The 18,029-nt window shown below is 53.8% G+C and carries 11 protein-coding genes; 9 read left to right on the forward strand and 2 right to left on the reverse strand.

The window, feature by feature from the left end; translation table 11 throughout:
* Positions 1-335: 335 nt before the first annotated feature.
* Positions 336-1,643: an MFS transporter gene (locus NYE85_RS10265; protein WP_259004625.1), complete on the forward strand. Its 1,308-nt coding sequence runs from the start codon at positions 336-338 to the stop codon at positions 1,641-1,643.
* Between the two features lie 11 nt (positions 1,644-1,654).
* A complete protein-coding gene (locus NYE85_RS10270; protein ID WP_259004626.1) occupies positions 1,655-4,018 on the forward strand; it encodes a glycoside hydrolase family 31 protein in 2,364 nt (787 codons plus the stop codon).
* A 31-nt stretch (positions 4,019-4,049) separates the two neighbouring features.
* On the opposite strand, the gene xseA is transcribed toward NYE85_RS10270, so the two are convergent.
* Positions 4,050-5,426 (reverse strand): exodeoxyribonuclease VII large subunit, encoded by a 1,377-nt coding sequence (gene xseA / locus NYE85_RS10275; protein WP_259004627.1) that lies wholly within the window; start codon positions 5,424-5,426, stop codon positions 4,050-4,052.
* 169 nt (positions 5,427-5,595) lie between these two features.
* On the opposite strand from xseA, the gene guaB reads away from it, so the two are divergent.
* Both guaB and guaA read left to right on the forward strand, forming a co-directional pair.
* Positions 5,596-7,059, forward strand: coding sequence for an IMP dehydrogenase (gene guaB / locus NYE85_RS10280; RefSeq protein WP_039991841.1), 1,464 nt, complete (start codon positions 5,596-5,598; stop codon positions 7,057-7,059).
* Positions 7,060-7,159: 100 nt separating this feature from the next.
* Positions 7,160-8,737, forward strand: a complete 1,578-nt coding sequence (gene guaA / locus NYE85_RS10285; protein WP_259004628.1) for a glutamine-hydrolyzing GMP synthase — start codon at positions 7,160-7,162, stop codon at positions 8,735-8,737.
* 334 nt (positions 8,738-9,071) lie between these two features.
* On the opposite strand, the gene NYE85_RS10290 is transcribed toward guaA, so the two are convergent.
* On the reverse strand, positions 9,072-10,037 hold the full coding sequence (locus NYE85_RS10290) for a LysR family transcriptional regulator (RefSeq protein WP_259004629.1): 966 nt from the start codon (positions 10,035-10,037) through the stop codon (positions 9,072-9,074).
* Between the two features lie 305 nt (positions 10,038-10,342).
* On the opposite strand from NYE85_RS10290, the gene NYE85_RS10295 reads away from it, so the two are divergent.
* The 5 genes from NYE85_RS10295 to NYE85_RS10315 all read left to right on the forward strand — a co-directional run bounded on the left by NYE85_RS10295 (position 10,343) and on the right by NYE85_RS10315 (position 17,929).
* Positions 10,343-10,780: a hypothetical protein gene (locus NYE85_RS10295; RefSeq protein ID WP_259004630.1), complete on the forward strand. Its 438-nt coding sequence runs from the start codon at positions 10,343-10,345 to the stop codon at positions 10,778-10,780.
* Positions 10,781-11,100: 320 nt separating this feature from the next.
* The gene (locus tag NYE85_RS10300) at positions 11,101-11,733 is read left to right on the forward strand and encodes a hydrolase (RefSeq protein WP_259004631.1); all 633 of its coding nucleotides are present in this window, start codon (positions 11,101-11,103) and stop codon (positions 11,731-11,733) included.
* Between the two features lie 1,178 nt (positions 11,734-12,911).
* Entirely contained in the window at positions 12,912-14,351 is a 1,440-nt protein-coding gene (locus NYE85_RS10305) for an MFS transporter (RefSeq protein WP_259006299.1), read from the forward strand.
* 59 nt (positions 14,352-14,410) lie between these two features.
* Complete coding sequence (locus NYE85_RS10310; protein WP_259004632.1) at positions 14,411-16,090, forward strand: glycoside hydrolase family 43 protein; 1,680 nt, start codon at positions 14,411-14,413, stop codon at positions 16,088-16,090.
* A gap of 459 nt (positions 16,091-16,549) precedes the next feature.
* Positions 16,550-17,929, forward strand: a complete 1,380-nt coding sequence (locus NYE85_RS10315) for a carbohydrate porin (RefSeq protein ID WP_259004634.1) — start codon at positions 16,550-16,552, stop codon at positions 17,927-17,929.
* Positions 17,930-18,029 lie beyond the last annotated feature (100 nt).

Consider the following 18,029-nt stretch of genomic DNA (forward strand, 5'->3'; position numbering starts at 1 on the left):
CTCGTTCAAATCTCGTTATGAAAAAGTTTTCACAGCGTTGGATTGCTGCTGTCAGTAGGTTAATTAAGTCCGGCGGCGTATTTTTTCCACTGTATGGGAATTTTTGCAAAAAACCACGTTTCTCTCTGCCTAGTCGCTCGCTAGTCTGTTTTGGTACACCAATTTAACTGAGTTATCAGTCCAATTGGCAGGAAAAGTTAACAATAACACAGGCTTTATTCCCAGGATTGTTGTAGCAGCGCGGCGGGCGTCACAGCGACTGTTAATCCCTCCGAAAAACAAATGTACCCACTATAAGGCGCTTGTTTTCACGGCAATCGCCACGGAGCAGAGAGATGAGTGTTGAAATTAACCACAACGTCGCGCATAGCGCACGACGCAAATTCAAAGCATTGCGCTGGTGGATGCTGGCGCTGTTCCTGCTGGGCGTTACGGTAAACTACATTACCCGTAATTCGCTTGGCATTTTGGCACCAGAGCTGAAAACCAGTCTGAACATGACCACCGAGCAGTATTCCTGGGTGGTGGCGTCGTTCCAATTGGCCTATACGGTGTTCCAGCCGATCTGCGGCTGGCTGATTGACGTGATTGGGCTGAAGATGGGCTTCCTGATTTGCGCCAGCGTCTGGGCGGTGGTGTGCATGTTGCACGCTGGCGCTGGCAGTTGGTTGCAACTGGCAATCCTGCGCTTCTTCATGGGCAGCGCCGAAGCCGCCGCTACCCCGGCCAATGCCAAGGCGATTTCCGAATGGTTCCCAAAAAAGGAACGTCCGATTGCCGCCGGTTGGGCTGGGGTCGGCTTTTCCATTGGCGCCATGCTGGCACCGCCAATCATCGTTATTGCCCACGTTTCGTTTGGCTGGCAGGGGGCATTCCTGTTTTCCGGCATCCTGGCGATGGCCTGGGTGGTGCTGTGGTGGCTGTTCTATCATGAGCCGCAGCGGCACCCGAACCTGAGCCAGCAGGAACTGGCGCTGATCCGCGAAGACAATGAGCCGGAGCTGCCCAAGCTGCCATTCTTTAAATCCCTCGCCATCCTGTGCAAAAACAAGAAGTTTTACGGCATTGCCATTCCAGCGTTTCTGGCTGAACCGGCCTGGGCGGTATTCAGCTTCTGGGTTCCGCTGTATCTGGCGACCGAACGAGGCATGGATCTCAAGCAGATCGCGATGTTCGCCTGGCTGCCGTTCCTGGCGGCAGACATCGGCAGCGTGGCCAGCGGTTATCTCACCACCCTGTATCGTAAATGGTTTGGCTGCACGCGCGTTAACTCGGTAGTGGCCAGTTCGGTTACCGGAGCCTTCATGATGTTGTCGCTGGCGTTTGTGGCGATCACCAAAGATCCCTATCTGGCGATCCTGCTGATTTCGATCGGCGGTTTCGGCCATCAGGTGATCTCCTGCATGTTGAGCGCGCTGGTAGTGGAATCGTTCGACAAAAACCAGATGGCGACGGTCAACGGCATGCGCGGTTCCAGCGCCTGGATCGCCAGCTTCCTGTTCACGCTGTTGATTGGTGCGGTGTCCGACACCGTAGGCTTTAGCCCGCTGTTTGTGGCGATGGGCTTTTTTGATCTGATCGGCGCGGTGTTCCTGGTGGCGTTGATCGCCGAACGCGGTAAGAAAAAAACTCTTAATCAGTAATACGGATGCTTATGAAAACGTTAAAAAACTGGGTACTGGCAGGACAATACGCTGACCGCATCGAACTGCGGGTGGATGAACGTCATCTGTTTTGCCTGTACGTACTGGAGAATGGCCTGTTCCGGGTATTGGTGAAACGTAACGGTGAACTGGCGCTCGACCGTACCTGGAGCATCGCGCCGGAAAACGACGTGCCGTGGCAGGGGCGCGATCGGCAGAGCGTGGAAGGCTTTAGCCTGCCGGGTTATCAATTGCAGCAGCAGGACGATCGGCTGACGCTGTCGACCGGTTCGCTGCGCGTGACCGTGCATCAACCGCTGTGGCTGGAATGGGAGTATTGCGATGCCGCAGGGCAATGGCAGCCGTTGGCGGCGGATCGCCCAACCAGCGCCTATATGCTCAATCCACAGGGTGACGGCGTGGCGCACTATCAGCGGCGTTTGACCGGCGACCGTTATTATGGACTGGGTGAAAAGGCCGGCGATCTGGAACGCAGCGGCCGCCGTTTCGAAATGCGCAATCTCGATGCCATGGGCTATAACGCCGCCAGTACCGATCCGCTGTATAAGCACATTCCGTTTACCATTACCCGGCGGCAAGAGGTCAGCTTTGGCCTGTTTTACGACAATCTGAGCAGTTGCTGGCTGGATCTGGGCAATGAGATCGATAACTATCACCTGGCCTACCGCCGCTATCAGGCCGAAGCGGGGGATCTGGATTATTACCTGTTCCTCGGGCCGCAGGTGTTGGACGTCACCAAGGCATTTGTGCGGCTGACCGGCAAGACGCTGTTCGGGCCCAAATGGAGCCTGGGTTACAGCGGCTCGACCATGCATTACACCGATGCGCCGGATGCGCAAGTGCAACTGCAACAGTTTATTCAGCTGTGCCAACAGCATGATATTGCATGCGATTCGTTCCAGCTCTCCTCCGGCTATACCTCGATTGGCAATAAACGTTATGTTTTTAACTGGAACTACGACAAGGTGCCGCAGCCGCAACAGCTGAGCCAGGCGTTTCACCACGCCGGTCTGAAGCTGGCGGCCAATATCAAGCCGTGTCTGTTGCAGGACCATCCGCAGTATGCGGCGGTGGCGGAGCAGGGGCTGTTCATTCGCGACTCGCAAAGCGATGCGCCGGAGCGTTCGAGTTTTTGGGACGACGAAGGATCGCACCTTGATTTCACCAACCCGGCGACGGTGCGCTGGTGGCAGCAGGGCGTGACGCAGCAACTGCTGGAAATGGGCATTGACTCGACCTGGAACGACAACAACGAGTATGAAGTATGGGATGGCGAGGCGCGCTGCCATGGCTTTGGCCGGCCGATTGCCATCAAGCATATCCGGCCGGTGATGCCGTTGCTGATGATGCGCGCGTCAATGGAAGCCCAGCAGCAGTTTGCGCCAGGGATGCGGCCGTATCTGATTTCCCGCTCCGGTTGTGCCGGTATGCAGCGCTACGTGCAGACCTGGAGCGGCGACAATCGCACCAACTGGCAGACTCTGCGTTATAACACCCGGATGGGGCTGGGCATGAGCCTGTCGGGTTTGTACAACGTCGGTCATGACGTCGGCGGCTTCTCCGGCGACAAGCCGGACGCCGAGCTGTTTGTGCGTTGGGTACAAAACGGCGTAATGCATCCGCGCTTTACCATTCATTCGTGGAATGATGACGCCACGGTAAACGAACCGTGGATGTACCCGGCGGTGACACCGATGATCCGCGACGCCATTAACCTGCGTTACCGCCTGATGCCTTATTTTTACACCCTGCTATGGCAGGCCAGCGTCGATGATGAACCGATGCTGCGGCCGACGTTTCTCGATCATGAACACGATGCGCATACCTGGCGCGAAACCGACGACTTCCTGATCGGCCGGGATCTGCTGGTGGCCAGCGTGGTAGAGCCGGGGCAGCGGCAACGCACGGTGTATCTGCCAGACAACGGCGAAGGCTGGTACTGCTACTACAGCGGCCAATGGTACGGCGGCGGGCAGAGTATCGTGCTGGAAGCGCCGCTGGAGCGCCTGCCGTTGCTGGCGCGCGCCGGGAGCGCCATTCCGCTGTCGCAGCGTCTGGCGCACGTGGACGTGGCGGCCGACGATCGGCGTGAACTGAAGCTGTTCCCGCTGATGCGTGGCGAATGTTCGGGTCTGCTGTTTGAAGACGACGGTGTGAGCGATGCATGGCAGCAGGGTAACGCGCTGTGGCTGCGTTGGCAGATGCACTGCACTACTAGCCGTATCGATCTTGCCATCAGCACCGAGGGGCGTTTCCGGCCGGCATGGCAGCAACTGGCGGTGACGTTGCCGGCAGGCGAACAGCGCCAACTGTGGATCAACGGCGAGCCGGCAGCGGTATTCAAGCTGAGGTGAGGGCAGAGGGCGCGCCAGGCGCCCAAACAGACTAGTCGGCCGCGCGTTTTTTGCGCGGCTTTTTCGCTTTGGTGACGGTTTTCACTTCGCTTTCGATCCAGCCGTCCTGCAAACGGGTTTTCAGCATTTCGCCGACCTGCGTCTGTTGGGTGGTTTTCAGCACCTCGCCGCGCGGGGTTTGCGTCACGCTGTAGCCGCGTGCCAGCGTCGCCAGTGGGCTGACCGCTTCCAGCTGGCTGCAGGCGACGCCAAAACGCTGACGATAGGCATTGAGCTGGCGTTCCAGCGCCTGCTGCAGGCGGTATTCCTGCTGCTGCACCCGCTGCTGATAACGATGGATGCGGCCCAGCGGCTGCGTTTGCGCCAGCCGTTGCTGGGCGCGTTCGCTGCGGCGCGACGAGAGTCGCAGCTGATGTTGCATGCCATCTTCCAACCGGCGTTGCAGTTTCAGCAGCAGCGTTTGCTGCCGCGCCAGGCGCAGATGCGGATGCTGCTGCTGCAAACGGTGGTTGATACGGCTAAACTGCTGCTGACGCTGTGCCAGATAGTAATCCATCGCCATTTCCAGCCGCTGCTGCTGTGATTGCAACTGACGCAACAGCTCCAGCTGATTGCGGCTGACCAGCTCCGCCGCTGCTGAGGGAGTCGGGGCGCGCAGGTCGGCAACAAAATCGGCGATGGTGACGTCGGTTTCATGGCCGACGGCGCTGACAATCGGAATGCGGCTGGCGAAAATTGCCCGCGCCACCCGTTCATCGTTAAAGCTCCACAGATCTTCCAGTGAACCGCCGCCACGGCCGACGATCAACACGTCACATTCGTCGCGGCGGTTGGCGGTTTCTATCGCACGCACGATGTTCAACGGCGCTTCCGCTCCCTGTACCGGGGTCGGGTAGATGACAATCGGCAAAGACGGATCGCGCCGCTGTAATACCTGCAGAATATCGTGCAGTGCGGCGCCGCTGGAGGAGGTGATCACCCCGACGCGGCGTGCCGGGCTTGGCAACGGCTGTTTGAACTGCTGATCGAACAGCCCTTCGGCAGACAAACGCTGTTTAAGCTGATCGAACTGCTGTTGCAGCAGACCATCACCGGCCGGCTGCATGCTTTCGGCTATCAGCTGGTAATCGCCGCGCGGTTCATACAGCGTGATGCTGGCGCGAACCAATACCTGCTGGCCGTTCTGTGGGCGAAAGGTGGTGCGGCGATTGGCGTTACGGAACATCGCGCAGCGAACCTGAGCGCGATCGTCCTTCAAGGTAAAATACCAGTGGCCGGAAGCCGGTTGGGAGAGGTTCGAGATCTCGGCCGAGAGCCAAATATGCCCCATTTCCATTTCCAGCAGTTGTCGAACCGTCTGGTTCAGGCGGCTTACGGTAAAAATGGACGGAGAGGTAGGTAGTGACATGTGACCCAGATCAAATTCCAAAACAACCACTTAATTGGTCGATACTACATGCCTCAAACAGGTAATCAAGAGTTTTTGTAAGAAAGTGCTGGAGGCAACCGATTACGCTCTGTATAATGCCGCGGCAATATTTTATCTTTTCCGCATCCACCCTGGTGAGATATTGCCCATGCTACGTATCGCTAAAGAAGCTCTGACGTTTGACGACGTTCTCCTGGTTCCAGCCCACTCCACGGTTCTGCCTAACACTGCAGAATTAGGCACTCAGCTGACCAAAACTATCCGCCTGAATATCCCTATGCTGTCCGCAGCGATGGATACCGTCACCGAATCCGGCCTGGCCATCGCGCTGGCGCAGGAAGGCGGCCTCGGCTTCATTCACAAAAACATGTCCATTGAGCGTCAGGCTGAAGAAGTCAGCCGCGTGAAGAAACATGAAAGCGGCGTAGTCACCGACCCGCAGACCGTTACCCCATCCACCACGCTGCAAGAAGTCAAAGAGCTGACTGCTCGTAACGGCTTTGCCGGCTATCCGGTAGTCACTGAAGACAACGAACTGGTCGGCATCATTACCGGCCGCGACGTTCGCTTCGTGACCGACCTCAACCAGCCGGTCACCGCCGTGATGACGCCGAAAGACCGTCTGGTAACGGTCAAGGAAGGCGAAGCGCGTGAAGTCGTGCTGCAAAAAATGCACGAAAAACGCGTTGAGAAAGCGCTGGTGGTGGATGACAGTTTCCATCTGCTCGGCATGATCACCGTCAAGGATTTCCAAAAGGCAGAGCGCAAGCCCAACGCCTGTAAAGACGAACACGGCCGTCTGCGCGTAGGCGCTGCGGTCGGCGCCGGTGCCGGCAATGAAGCGCGTATCGATGCGCTGGTGGCCGCAGGCGTTGATGTGTTGCTGATCGACTCCTCCCATGGCCATTCCGAAGGCGTGTTACAGCGTATTCGTGAAACCCGCGCCAAATACCCGGATCTGCAAATCGTCGGCGGCAACGTGGCGACCGCAGCCGGCGCCAAAGCGCTGGTGGAAGCCGGCGTCAGCGCGGTGAAAGTGGGTATTGGCCCTGGCTCAATCTGTACTACCCGTATCGTCACCGGCGTGGGCGTACCGCAGATCACCGCAATTTCTGACGCGGTAGAAGCGCTGGAAGGCACCGGTATCCCGGTTATCGCCGATGGCGGTATCCGTTTCTCTGGCGATATCGCCAAGGCCATCGCCGCGGGTGCTTCCTGCGTCATGGTGGGTTCGATGCTGGCCGGTACCGAAGAATCGCCGGGCGAAATCGAACTGTATCAGGGGCGTTCGTTCAAGTCCTATCGCGGCATGGGCTCGCTGGGTGCGATGTCCAAAGGCTCTTCGGATCGTTACTTCCAGACCGACAACGCGGCGGACAAACTGGTGCCGGAAGGCATCGAAGGCCGCGTGGCCTACAAGGGCATGCTGAAAGCCATCGTACACCAGCAAATGGGCGGCCTGCGCTCCTGCATGGGGTTGACCGGCTGCGCCACCATCGACGAACTGCGTACCAAAGCGGAGTTCGTGCGCATCAGCGGTGCCGGTATTCAGGAAAGCCATGTGCATGACGTGACCATTACCAAAGAGTCACCAAACTACCGTATGGGTTGATTTCAGAGGCTGGCCCGGCATCACGCCGGGCCTCGCCGACGGGGATCGCCCTGACGATTTAGATTTTCTCCTTTTTCTCTGTTGCTGGAATTCGCCTCACATGACACAAAATATCCATAAGCATCGCATTCTTATTCTGGACTTCGGTTCGCAGTACACCCAATTGGTGGCTCGCCGCGTACGTGAAATCGGCGTTTACTGTGAGCTGTGGGCCTGGGACGTGACGGAAGAGCAGATCCGCGAATTCAATCCAAGCGGCATCATTCTGTCCGGTGGCCCGGAAAGCACCACCGAGCTCAACAGCCCGCGCGCACCAGAATACGTGTTCACCGCCGGTGTACCGGTGCTGGGCGTGTGCTACGGCATGCAAACCATGGCGATGCAGCTGGGCGGCCACGTGCAAGGCTCCAGCGAGCGCGAGTTCGGTTATGCGCAGGTGGAAGTGACCACCCAGAGCGCCCTGATCCGTGATATCGAAGATGCCGTTAGCGCCAGCGGCAAGCCGCTGCTGGACGTATGGATGAGCCACGGCGACAAAGTGACTGCCATTCCGGCCGATTTTGTTACCGTTGCCAGCACCGACACCTGTCCGTTCGCCATTATGGCCAACGAAGAAAAACGTTTCTACGGCGTGCAGTTCCACCCGGAAGTGACGCACACCCGTCAGGGCCAGCGCATGCTGGAGCGCTTCGTGCTGGACATCTGTGGTTGTGAAGCGTTGTGGACGCCGGCCACCATCATCGAAGACGCGGTAGAGCGCATCCGTGAGCAGGTAGGCGAAGATCATGTGATCCTCGGCCTGTCCGGCGGCGTAGACTCCTCGGTGACCGCGATGCTGCTGCACCGCGCCATCGGCAAGCGCCTGACCTGCGTGTTCGTTGATAACGGCCTGCTGCGCCTGAACGAAGCCGATCAGGTACTGGAAATGTTCGGCGATCATTTTGGTCTGAACATCGTGCATGTTCCTGCCGAAGAGCGCTTCCTGAGCGCGCTGGCCGGCGTGGATGAGCCGGAAGCCAAGCGCAAGATCATTGGCCGGGTATTCGTCGAAGTGTTCGACGAAGAAGCCTGCAAGCAGAGCGAAGTCAAATGGCTGGCGCAAGGCACCATTTACCCGGATGTGATCGAATCCGCCGCCTCAGCCACCGGCAAGGCGCACGTGATCAAATCGCACCACAACGTGGGTGGCCTGCCGAAAGAGATGAAGCTGGGCCTGGTCGAGCCGCTGAAAGAGCTGTTCAAGGACGAAGTGCGCAAGATCGGCCTGGAACTGGGCCTGCCGTACGACATGCTGTATCGTCACCCATTCCCGGGGCCGGGTCTGGGCGTGCGCGTGCTGGGCGAAGTGAAGAAAGAGTACTGCGACCTGCTGCGCCGTGCCGACGCGATCTTCATCGAAGAGCTGCACAAAGCCGATCTGTACAACAAGGTCAGCCAGGCGTTCACCGTGTTCCTGCCGGTGCGTTCCGTTGGCGTGATGGGCGACGGCCGCAAATATGACTGGGTGGTGTCGCTGCGTGCGGTAGAAACCATCGACTTTATGACCGCGCATTGGGCACACCTGCCGTACGAGTTCCTCGGCCGCGTTTCCAACCGCATCATCAACGAAGTCGACGGCATTTCTCGCGTGGTGTACGACATCAGCGGCAAACCACCGGCGACCATCGAGTGGGAGTAGGGTTTCTCCCAATCTTTTGTTCTGATTAAATAAAATAATGCCATTAATGATGTGATTACGTTATTAATGGCATTTTTCATGGTGCATGAAGATTTTTGCCTAGCCTAAGTAATCCAATACCATAATTTGAAGCCCTTTCAACAGTATGTCCGTGGGTACGTTGAACCGGGAGGCCCTGAAGATTTCGCCTCAGGCGCGCCAGAAGGCGCTATGCCAACTCGATAATGGCATGGGTTTAGACTGATGCCGTGGAAACCGCTGCTCGAGCAGCGGCTGGGACAGCGGCTTTCCGCGTCGGTGCACGGCGGGTGGACGATTGGGAGACGGTGAAGGATCACGATCGCTTAACCGTCAAACTGCCCCCATTTGTTGAAAACCGGTTAATCTCTGCCCTCGACAATATATCTCGATCCCAAAACGGCTCATCCCCCAAATTGGCGAGCAAAAAATCAATAAATGCGCGGATTTTCGCAGGTATCTGTTTAGATGAAGGAAAAACTGCATACATGCCTATGGGAGGGCGCATATGCTCACGCAGTACAATTTCGAGTTCGCCTCTGCGGATCGCGTCATGAGCGATGAATGTCGGCAACATGGCTACGCCTAGACCGGCGATAGCAGCTTCGCGAATAGCATCACCGTTGGAGAAACAGAGCTGTGACTTCATTATTGGTGCGCGATCGTTAGAGAAGCTCCAATAGCGACTTTCCTCGACATTGCTGTAACGGATACCGGGCATTGCCGCCAAATCATCTACCTGATTCGGGCGACCGTAGCGTTCGAGCAACGATGGGCTTGCGCAACATACGTGGCGAACGGTGGTAATTCGTCGCGCAATCAAGGAGGAGTCCCGCAAGTTAGCGATTCTGATCGCAAGGTCAAAGCCATCGCGAATGATGTCAGTCATCTTATCGTCTGTATCGAATTCCAGTGACAGTCTTGGATTAGCCGTAACAAACCGATCAATTACCCGGATAAGGCAGTGCGCTGTAAGCGAGACAGGAGCAGAAATCCGTAACCGTCCCTGCAAGTCCGTATGCTTTTCGCTAACGGCATTTTCCGCATCATTCAGCTCGGCAAGTATGCGCCTGGCTTGTTCATAGAACTCCTGTCCTGCATCTGTCAGGTGGATCTGCCGGGTGCTTCGATTCATGAGCGGAGATCCAAGCCGCGTCTCCAGATCGCGTACGCGACGGCTGATCGCAGATTTGGCCAGGGTGAGGCGTCTTGAAGCGGCAGCAAAACCCCCTGCCTCTACGACAGCAACATACGTTTTCAATTCCTCGAAGCGATCGGTCATTGCACTTCAATCCTCTGCTATCCCAAGCATGCCTTTTCGTTGACTATTTAATTGATTAATGCCAAACGGGGAACCATGTCAATGGTTACTGCACCGAAATTGAGAGCAAATAGCGAATGCTCTCAAATGGCGGGACTGAGAAACATACCTGTTCGCTGTAATTGTCTGCTGGGCTCTGCGCCACACCTATATCGATGCCTAATTGAGAACAATGAATTCTCCAGAATTGGGATTGTCGCAATCGAAATATCGCCTGAGAATAAAATCTAACACTCTCATGAAACGTTGCCTGGGGGCACGCAATAATGACAAGCACTACGATGGCATCACAGCAAGCTGCGCTGGCCACTTTGCTCGCTAGGGCGGGGGCGCTCGCGTACTTTATCTGGGCTCTTCTCCACTTCCAGGCGGCGTGGTTGGTATACAAGCTGGGGCTATCCATGCCGCCAGGCATGGCAAGCGGGCGTGTTCAGCAGGACGCTTGGAATCTGCTCTGCTTCGCGACGATAGCAAGCGTCGCTACCGTCTTCAACTGGCGCAACGATGTTCGCGCCTGGTGGACCAATCTCGTTGTTGTGAGCGCAACAGATATTGGTTTTATCGCCTTTGTTCTGGTGCCGGGTTATATGCCCTGGTGGCCAGGAGCACTTGGCCCGATATTTTGGATAGTAGGGGTGCTGTTTTCCACCGTCGCAGTCTTGGTCAATCGCCGTAAGAATACGCGCTTCGATACGACAGGTTAGGTAGTTCAAATTCAGCAGCGCCAGGGGCGCGGCGGTTGTTGATTAGGCCACATTGGCCGGAGCATCGCCAATCGACGCCAAAGGAGGCGGGTGTGTCAATTGCGCTCATAGCAGGCCAGGCCAAGACGTGATGGTGATTGGTATGCGAGCCATTCTGTCAGGCGCGTCGGGCGTCGACCTTTTAAGCAATTACTGAAATCGTGTTTGGTGGATTTCAGCCAGGGGCCGTAGTCGTTGAATCCAACGAAACGTCCTATCCGTCGGCTGGTCGCGACCACGGCCAGTCAAAATTTGTCTGCAACGAGAAAGAGAGAGAGCTAATGGCCAGCGAACCTATTCGTGATCCCAATTCTGACCACCTACTGACCCCGGAAAATTGCGCGTTCCTTCTGATCGACTATCAGCCAGTCCAGGTCAGCTCGATCCGTTCGATGCCGCAGGAAGAGTTGGTCTTCAATATCGTCCACAGTGTCAAGGCGGCGCTCAACTACAATGTGCCGATCGTCCATACGGCTGTGAACATTGCTACCGGCAAGAACAAGCCGCCTATCCAGCCCTTGATGGACCTGCTGCCAAAGACTCCGGTGATTGACCGTACTTCGATCAACGCCTGGGAAGACCGGGACTTTAAGAAAGCTGTCGAAGCGACCGGTCGCAAGAAGCTGATCATGACCGCGCTCTGGACGGAAGTATGCCTTACCTTCCCTGCGCTCGACGCTCTGAAGGAGGGGTACGAGGTTTATGTTGTCGCGGACGCCGTCGGCGGCACCTCGACGACCGCCCATGAAATGGGCCTTCGCCGCGTTGAGCAGGCCGGCGCCAAGATGATCAGCAGGACGATGCTCTGGTGCGAGCTACAGCGCGACTGGAACCGTGAGAAGACGGTTCCGGGATTCATGGACGTGTTCGAGAACTGGGACGGTTTTAATCCGGAGAAAAATTCCAAGAACTGAACCTCGCTCTAGCGGCTGGAAGTCGGAGTCTCGCCTTTTGAGGGGCTCGCAACTTCTCCCGGCCTAATCCTACCCCCTGGCTCGGGTGCTGCAACTCAAATTTACAGCATCCGGGCCAGTTTCTGGCTTCGATATTGACCACGTTCGCGTGTCGGCGGTGTCGTTAGCGTCTCACTAGACCAGTGAAGTAGGCCAGACGGTTCAACGTAATCGTCGTTGCCTATGCTTATCACTGGGATCTTTTCGGCTGCGAGCATCGATATTTTATCGCTGCGACATGGCCGATATATCAATGCCAATATGCCTTGCCACGAGGTCTCGCGCTCAACGATGCTACCCTTTAGCGGGCACGGCGTTGAGGTGAATGGCATCGGATACCAATATGCAAGCAGACAAATCGACTCTGATCGATAGTCCTTATACCCCGTTTCCTGGCGAGCGCCCGGTTGTTCATACACTGCTTGTACAGGATTTTAATTTTCATAACTTTCTCAAAAGAGACCATAAGCTATCCCGAATCAGGGGAGTAGATTCATCCCTGGATCTGATTACAGGCCTCGGATATGGACCACTTTCACCCCGTTAGCTACAAAAAACGTGCATGACGTTGGGGAAAACTACCCCGTGCCTGCTGCTGAAGCGCGACTTCAGCAAGGTGTTTTCACCCTTTGCAATCGGCACGGCCAGGCTGCCGAAGCTGCAAAACTTACGTGCTCAGGTTGAAGGACAAGGGGTTGCATAATGAACTCCGTAATTTGGCAGCGGAAAATAAAAAATGCGACATCATCCTGTATTTTTCCGGCTGGTTGCTCAATTACGTTATTTCACTCTGTGATTAAGAGAATACTCAAATGTGAACCATATCTCAAAAAATACGTTAATCTATTTAGCACATTAATAACCAGTCGGATCGTTTGCTTTTACCGCGCTAGGTGACCAGGGATTAAAAATTCCGGTTTGTCAGGTGCGTTAAACCACTGGGAATATTGCTAGTTAGTCGCCAGCCAGCACAGTGGATAGATGACCTATACAAGACCTTTGTCACAATGCTCACGGAAATAAAAAAACATAATTAATAAATATAAAAACGTAATAGATCCCCTGATGTAATCTGTGTCAGAAAGTATTCCGCATTCACAAAATAGGCAGGAGATGTGATTAAAATGAGTGGAAACATAATGCAAAGTCGGCATGATGAGTACCATAAACTAACGCGTGGCGAACGCATTGGTTATGGCATGGGTGACTTTGCCCAAAACCTGGTTTTTGGCACCATCGGCGGTTTTCTTGCTCTTCACATGCTGACTGTAAATACCATCAGCACCGCCGCTGCCGGTTTTATATTTCTTTTTGTCAGAATCATCAATGTCTTTTGGGATCCCATGGTGGGGACTTTTGTTGACAAAAGGATTTCAGCCGCCGGAAAGTATCGTCCTTGGCTGTTAAGAGCAGGAATCCCACTCGTTATTCTTTCTGCCTTGCTTTTTGCTCCTATTCCTGAAGTCAGAGGCTCGGTTCCTTTTGCCTTTATCGTGTATCTGGCACTGGATTTGGTTTATTCGGTTGTGAATATTCCTTATGGTTCGCTTAATGCGTCATTAACCAGAGATCCTGAATCTATTGATAAACTGACCAGCACGCGAATGATGTTGGCCAATAGTGCCAATCTTCTGGTCTATACGCTATTTCCAATGTTTGTACAAATGGCTGCGCCAAAAGATCGGAGCCTCAAAGATACCGGATTTTTTGGGCTTGAACTCAATCTGGGTAATTATACCGATCCATCAGCGAGTTATGCCTGGTTTGGCGTTTACTCGGTTTATATGATTATCGGGGCCGTGGCACTTTTACTCTGCTATAAATTAACAAAAGAACGCGTGGTCGCGACAGTAGAACAATCTGCCAACGTAAAAGCGACAGATTTGTTCCTTGAACTCAAAAATAATCGACCGCTTGTCGTTCTTGGACTTTTTTTCATGCTGGCTTTTACCTTCATGTTTTTCATGAACACGGTTAATGGCTTTTTCAATCAGTACGTGGTCGGCCATTCAGAATGGATGGGTGCCGTTGGCCTGGTTGCCTCAATTCCAGGTATCGTATTCCCCGTTTTCTGGCCACGACTCAAGAAAGTATTTGGTAAAAAAGGTTTCTTCCATCTTTTCCTTGGCATGTTTATTGTGGGTGAGTTTTTGACGTACATTTGGTCACTTGATGGAATGCATGATGAGCTCTGGCTGGCTTATATCGCGACATTTATTAAGCAATGGGGCTTAACGTCGGCTACCGGCTTTATGTGGGCACTGGTGCCAGAAGTGATTGCCTATGGTGAATTAACATCAGGCAAGCGCAATGCCGCAATAATCAATGCCATTATGGGACTGTTTTTCAAGATTGGTTTTACCATTGGTGGTGCCGTGCCACTTTGGCTGCTGGCCGCGTATGGCTTTAACGAAACCGGTGTACAGCAACATGCAAATGCTATTGCCGGCATAAATATGACAGCCATTTGGATCCCGATAGTTTTAGCCTTTGTGTCGATGATCGTCATTCAGTTATATCCAATCACCGATAAAAACATCACGGATATCAACCGTCGTCTTGATGAGATTCGTATATAGTTATAAATTATTTTTTTGATAAATACGCAAAAAGAAATTAATTAAAAAAGGTAAACGCCATGTCCCTTATTCAAAACCCTATACTGCCTGGCTTCAACGCCGATCCAAGTATTATCCGTGTAGAGGATACTTACTATATCGCAAACTCGACATTTGAGTGGTTCCCTGGTGTCCGTTTACATGAGTCAAAAGACCTGGAGCACTGGAATCTTCTTCCCGCTCCATTGTCGACAACCGCTCTTTTAGATATGAAGGGCAACCCTTCGTCAGGGGGGATTTGGGCCCCGGCGCTCTCTTATGCCGATGGTAAATTCTGGTTGGTTTATACGGATGTGAAAATCACCGAAGGTGCCTTTAAAGACATGACAAACTACCTGACCACCGCAACGGATATTCGCGGTCCATGGAGCGATCCCATCAAACTTAATGGCGTCGGTTTTGATGCTTCACTGTTTCATGACGATGATGGCCGTAAATATTTGGTCCAGCAAACCTGGGACCATCGCGAGTACCATCACCCGTTTAATGGCATTACGTTAACCGAGTTTGATCCAAAGACGCTGAAGTTGAAACCAGAAACAGCGCGTACCATTTATCGCGGTACTGCCGTTGCACTGGTTGAGGGGCCCCATCTCTACAAACTGAACGGGTATTACTATCTTTTTGCCGCTCAGGGGGGAACGGTATTTACCCACCAGGAGGTGGTTGCTCGTTCCCAAACCCTGGATGCCAACAGCTTTGAAACAGCGCCAGGGGAGGTTTTCCTGACTAACGTAGATACCCCAGACAGCTACATCCAAAAACAGGGGCATGGCAGCTTGGTTTCAACCCCCGAAGGGGAATGGTATTACGCCTCACTCTGCGCTCGTCCCTGGAATCATGCTGGTGAGTCTGTCTACGATCCTCGTGGTTGGTCAACCCTTGGCAGAGAAACGTCTATTCAGAAAGTTTTTTGGGATGAAGACGGCTGGCCACGCATTGTGGGAGGCCACGGCGGAAAAACCTTTGTCGAAGGGCCAAAGGGCGCTGTTTATACCCAAAGTGCAAAAGATCATAGTCAGCAAGATGAGTTTACAACTGCGACACTCGATCTTAACTGGAATACGCTTCGTGTCCCGTTCAGCGAAAAAATGGGAACAACTGGCGATGGAAAATTGATGTTAATTGGTCAAGGTTCTTTAGCGAATACGCACGACCTCTCGCTTATTGCCCGGCGCTGGCAAGCCTTTTATTTTAATGCTCAAGTCAAAGTGAAGTTCAATCCATTTAATTACCAACAAATGGCGGGCTTGACGAATTATTATAACGATCGTCACTGGAGCTTTGTTTTCATTACCTGGAATGAAATTAATGGTTCGGTCATCGAAGTAGGCGAGAATAATCGAGGGAAATACACCTCATACCTGAAGGATAAAGCAATCAATATCCCGGAAGGCACCGAGTATGTCTGGTTTCGCACCAAGGTTAGAAAGCAAAGCTATTCTTATGAGTACAGTTTTGACGGAATGAGCTTCACTGAAATTCCTGTCCAATTGGATGCCGCAATTCTCTCAGACGATTACGTACTACAAAGTTATGGTGGGTTCTTCACCGGGGCATTCGTTGGCCTTGCGGTAGTCGACTACTCTGGTTATGCAGCCAGCGCAGAGTTTTATAATTTCGATTATCAGGAACTGGGTGACACGTTAATGGCCAATGACACCTATAGCTGGGAAGCCGGTGAATCACGATTTAATTAAAGACTAAAGCGTGAACTCAGGTAATAGCTGCAACGCCCGGCCATCAAAATAAGGAAGGGGGTTGCTACCGTTCGGCGCTCATGGGCTGCCTAAAGGCGAGGGGGCGCCTGAAACCTGCTGCGGAAAGCCGATGGCTACCCCGCCAGGCGCACCGGGCGCAAACTCCACTGCTTGGGCAGGCTGCGGGCGAGACGCGCCAGCCTGTGATATTGATTATGCCATACCCACGGAATTATCTGACGAACGCCTTGCTGACGCGTGAATTGGCAGAATAGAGCATTCACCATTATCAATACTCATATTTCATTACTCTGACTATGGAGATACGCATCACGCCAATCATTTAACTGTACCTCTGCGAAATAAAAATAAAATCAGCTTGTTTTGGTGGCGTTATTGCTATTTACACCAGAACTGGATGGTTATTTTTTCTGAGAAAATAATTAATTTGAGATAGCCATGAAAACTGTAAAAAAAATTCATTTAGCTATGGCGGTTATCACCGCGCTGAGCCCTATTTCCGTACTGGCTCAAGAATTCACTCAGGAACAGATTGACGCCATCGTCGCTAAAGCGGTTGATAAAGCATTGGCCGAACGGCAGGCGAAAATCACCGCCGCCGCCGATAAAAAGGTCGATGTGATTACCGACCCGCAAACTACTGCGGGTTCGCCGGATTTAGCGATTCCATTTGGCCTCAAGTTCAGCGGCTACGCCCGTTATGGCGCTCACATCCAGACCGGCGACCAGAAATATGTCGGCGTCGACGGTTCCTATAACGGCGCCTCGGCGATCGGTCGTCTGGGTAATGAAAGCAACGGCGGCGAATTCCAGCTCAGCAAGGCCTTCAAAAGCAGCCAAGGGGCCATCTGGGATCTTAACGTCATGTTTGATCACTGGAGCGACGAAGTGAACCTGAAAAAGGCTTACGTCGGCGTTACCAATGTCCTCGAATCGAACCCGAATGCCTATATCTGGGCAGGGCGAGACTTCCACCAACGTCCGCAACAGGGCATCAACGACTACTTCTGGATGAACCACGACGGCCAGGGAGCCGGGGTGAAGAATTTTGATATTGGTGGCGTACTGTTTGACGTGGCGACGGTGTCGCAGGTGAAATCCTGTAGCCCGGAAGTGATGGCTGACGAAACCAACCCATCACGCATCACCTGTACCGGCAGCTCCGACACCGGCGACAACGGCCACTACGCGCTGACCACCAAAACCCACGGCATCAAGGCCGGGCCGATCGACGTCGAAGTGTATGCCAACTACGGCTTTGACTCGAAAGCGGTGGATAGTGACGAGCGACTCGATGCCTGGCAGGGCGGGCTGGTATTAAGTCACACCAACGACAGCGGGGTGAACAAGATCATTCTGCGCTACTCCGACAATTCGGATAACAGCGTCTACAACAAAACCGACGACCTGACCACGGTTTACGCCAGCTTTGAGGGCAGTCATAAATTCACCCGGCAGGCGCAGGTAGAATATCTGCTGGCCTTCCACGACTATGATAACGGCAGGGACAACGCCGATAACCGTAAAAACTACGGTGCCATAGTGCGGCCGATGTACTTTTGGAACGACGTGCACTCCACCTGGCTGGAAGCGGGCTACCAGCGGGTGGACTACGATCGGGGTGGGGATAACAAGGGCTGGAAGCTGACGCTGTCGCAAAATATTTCCATAGGTATGGGGCCAGAATTCCGCCCGATGCTACGCTTCTATGCCACCGGTGGCCAGGTGGATAACCGGCATACTGCCAAGATAGACGGCACCAGCGACCAGCGGCTGGATTCGCTGAATATCGGTGGCATGTTTGAGGCCTGGTTCTAAGTTGGCTTGGTAATTCCTCACTTTCTCCTAATGGGGGAGTGAGGCTTTTACATCGAAGCAACGCTCACCCTTTGCCCTTACTTGCTGCCAAAAGGATTGA

The organism is Serratia sp. AKBS12, from assembly GCF_024793895.1.
In the GTDB taxonomy this organism is placed as follows: Bacteria; Pseudomonadota; Gammaproteobacteria; order Enterobacterales; family Enterobacteriaceae; genus Serratia_F.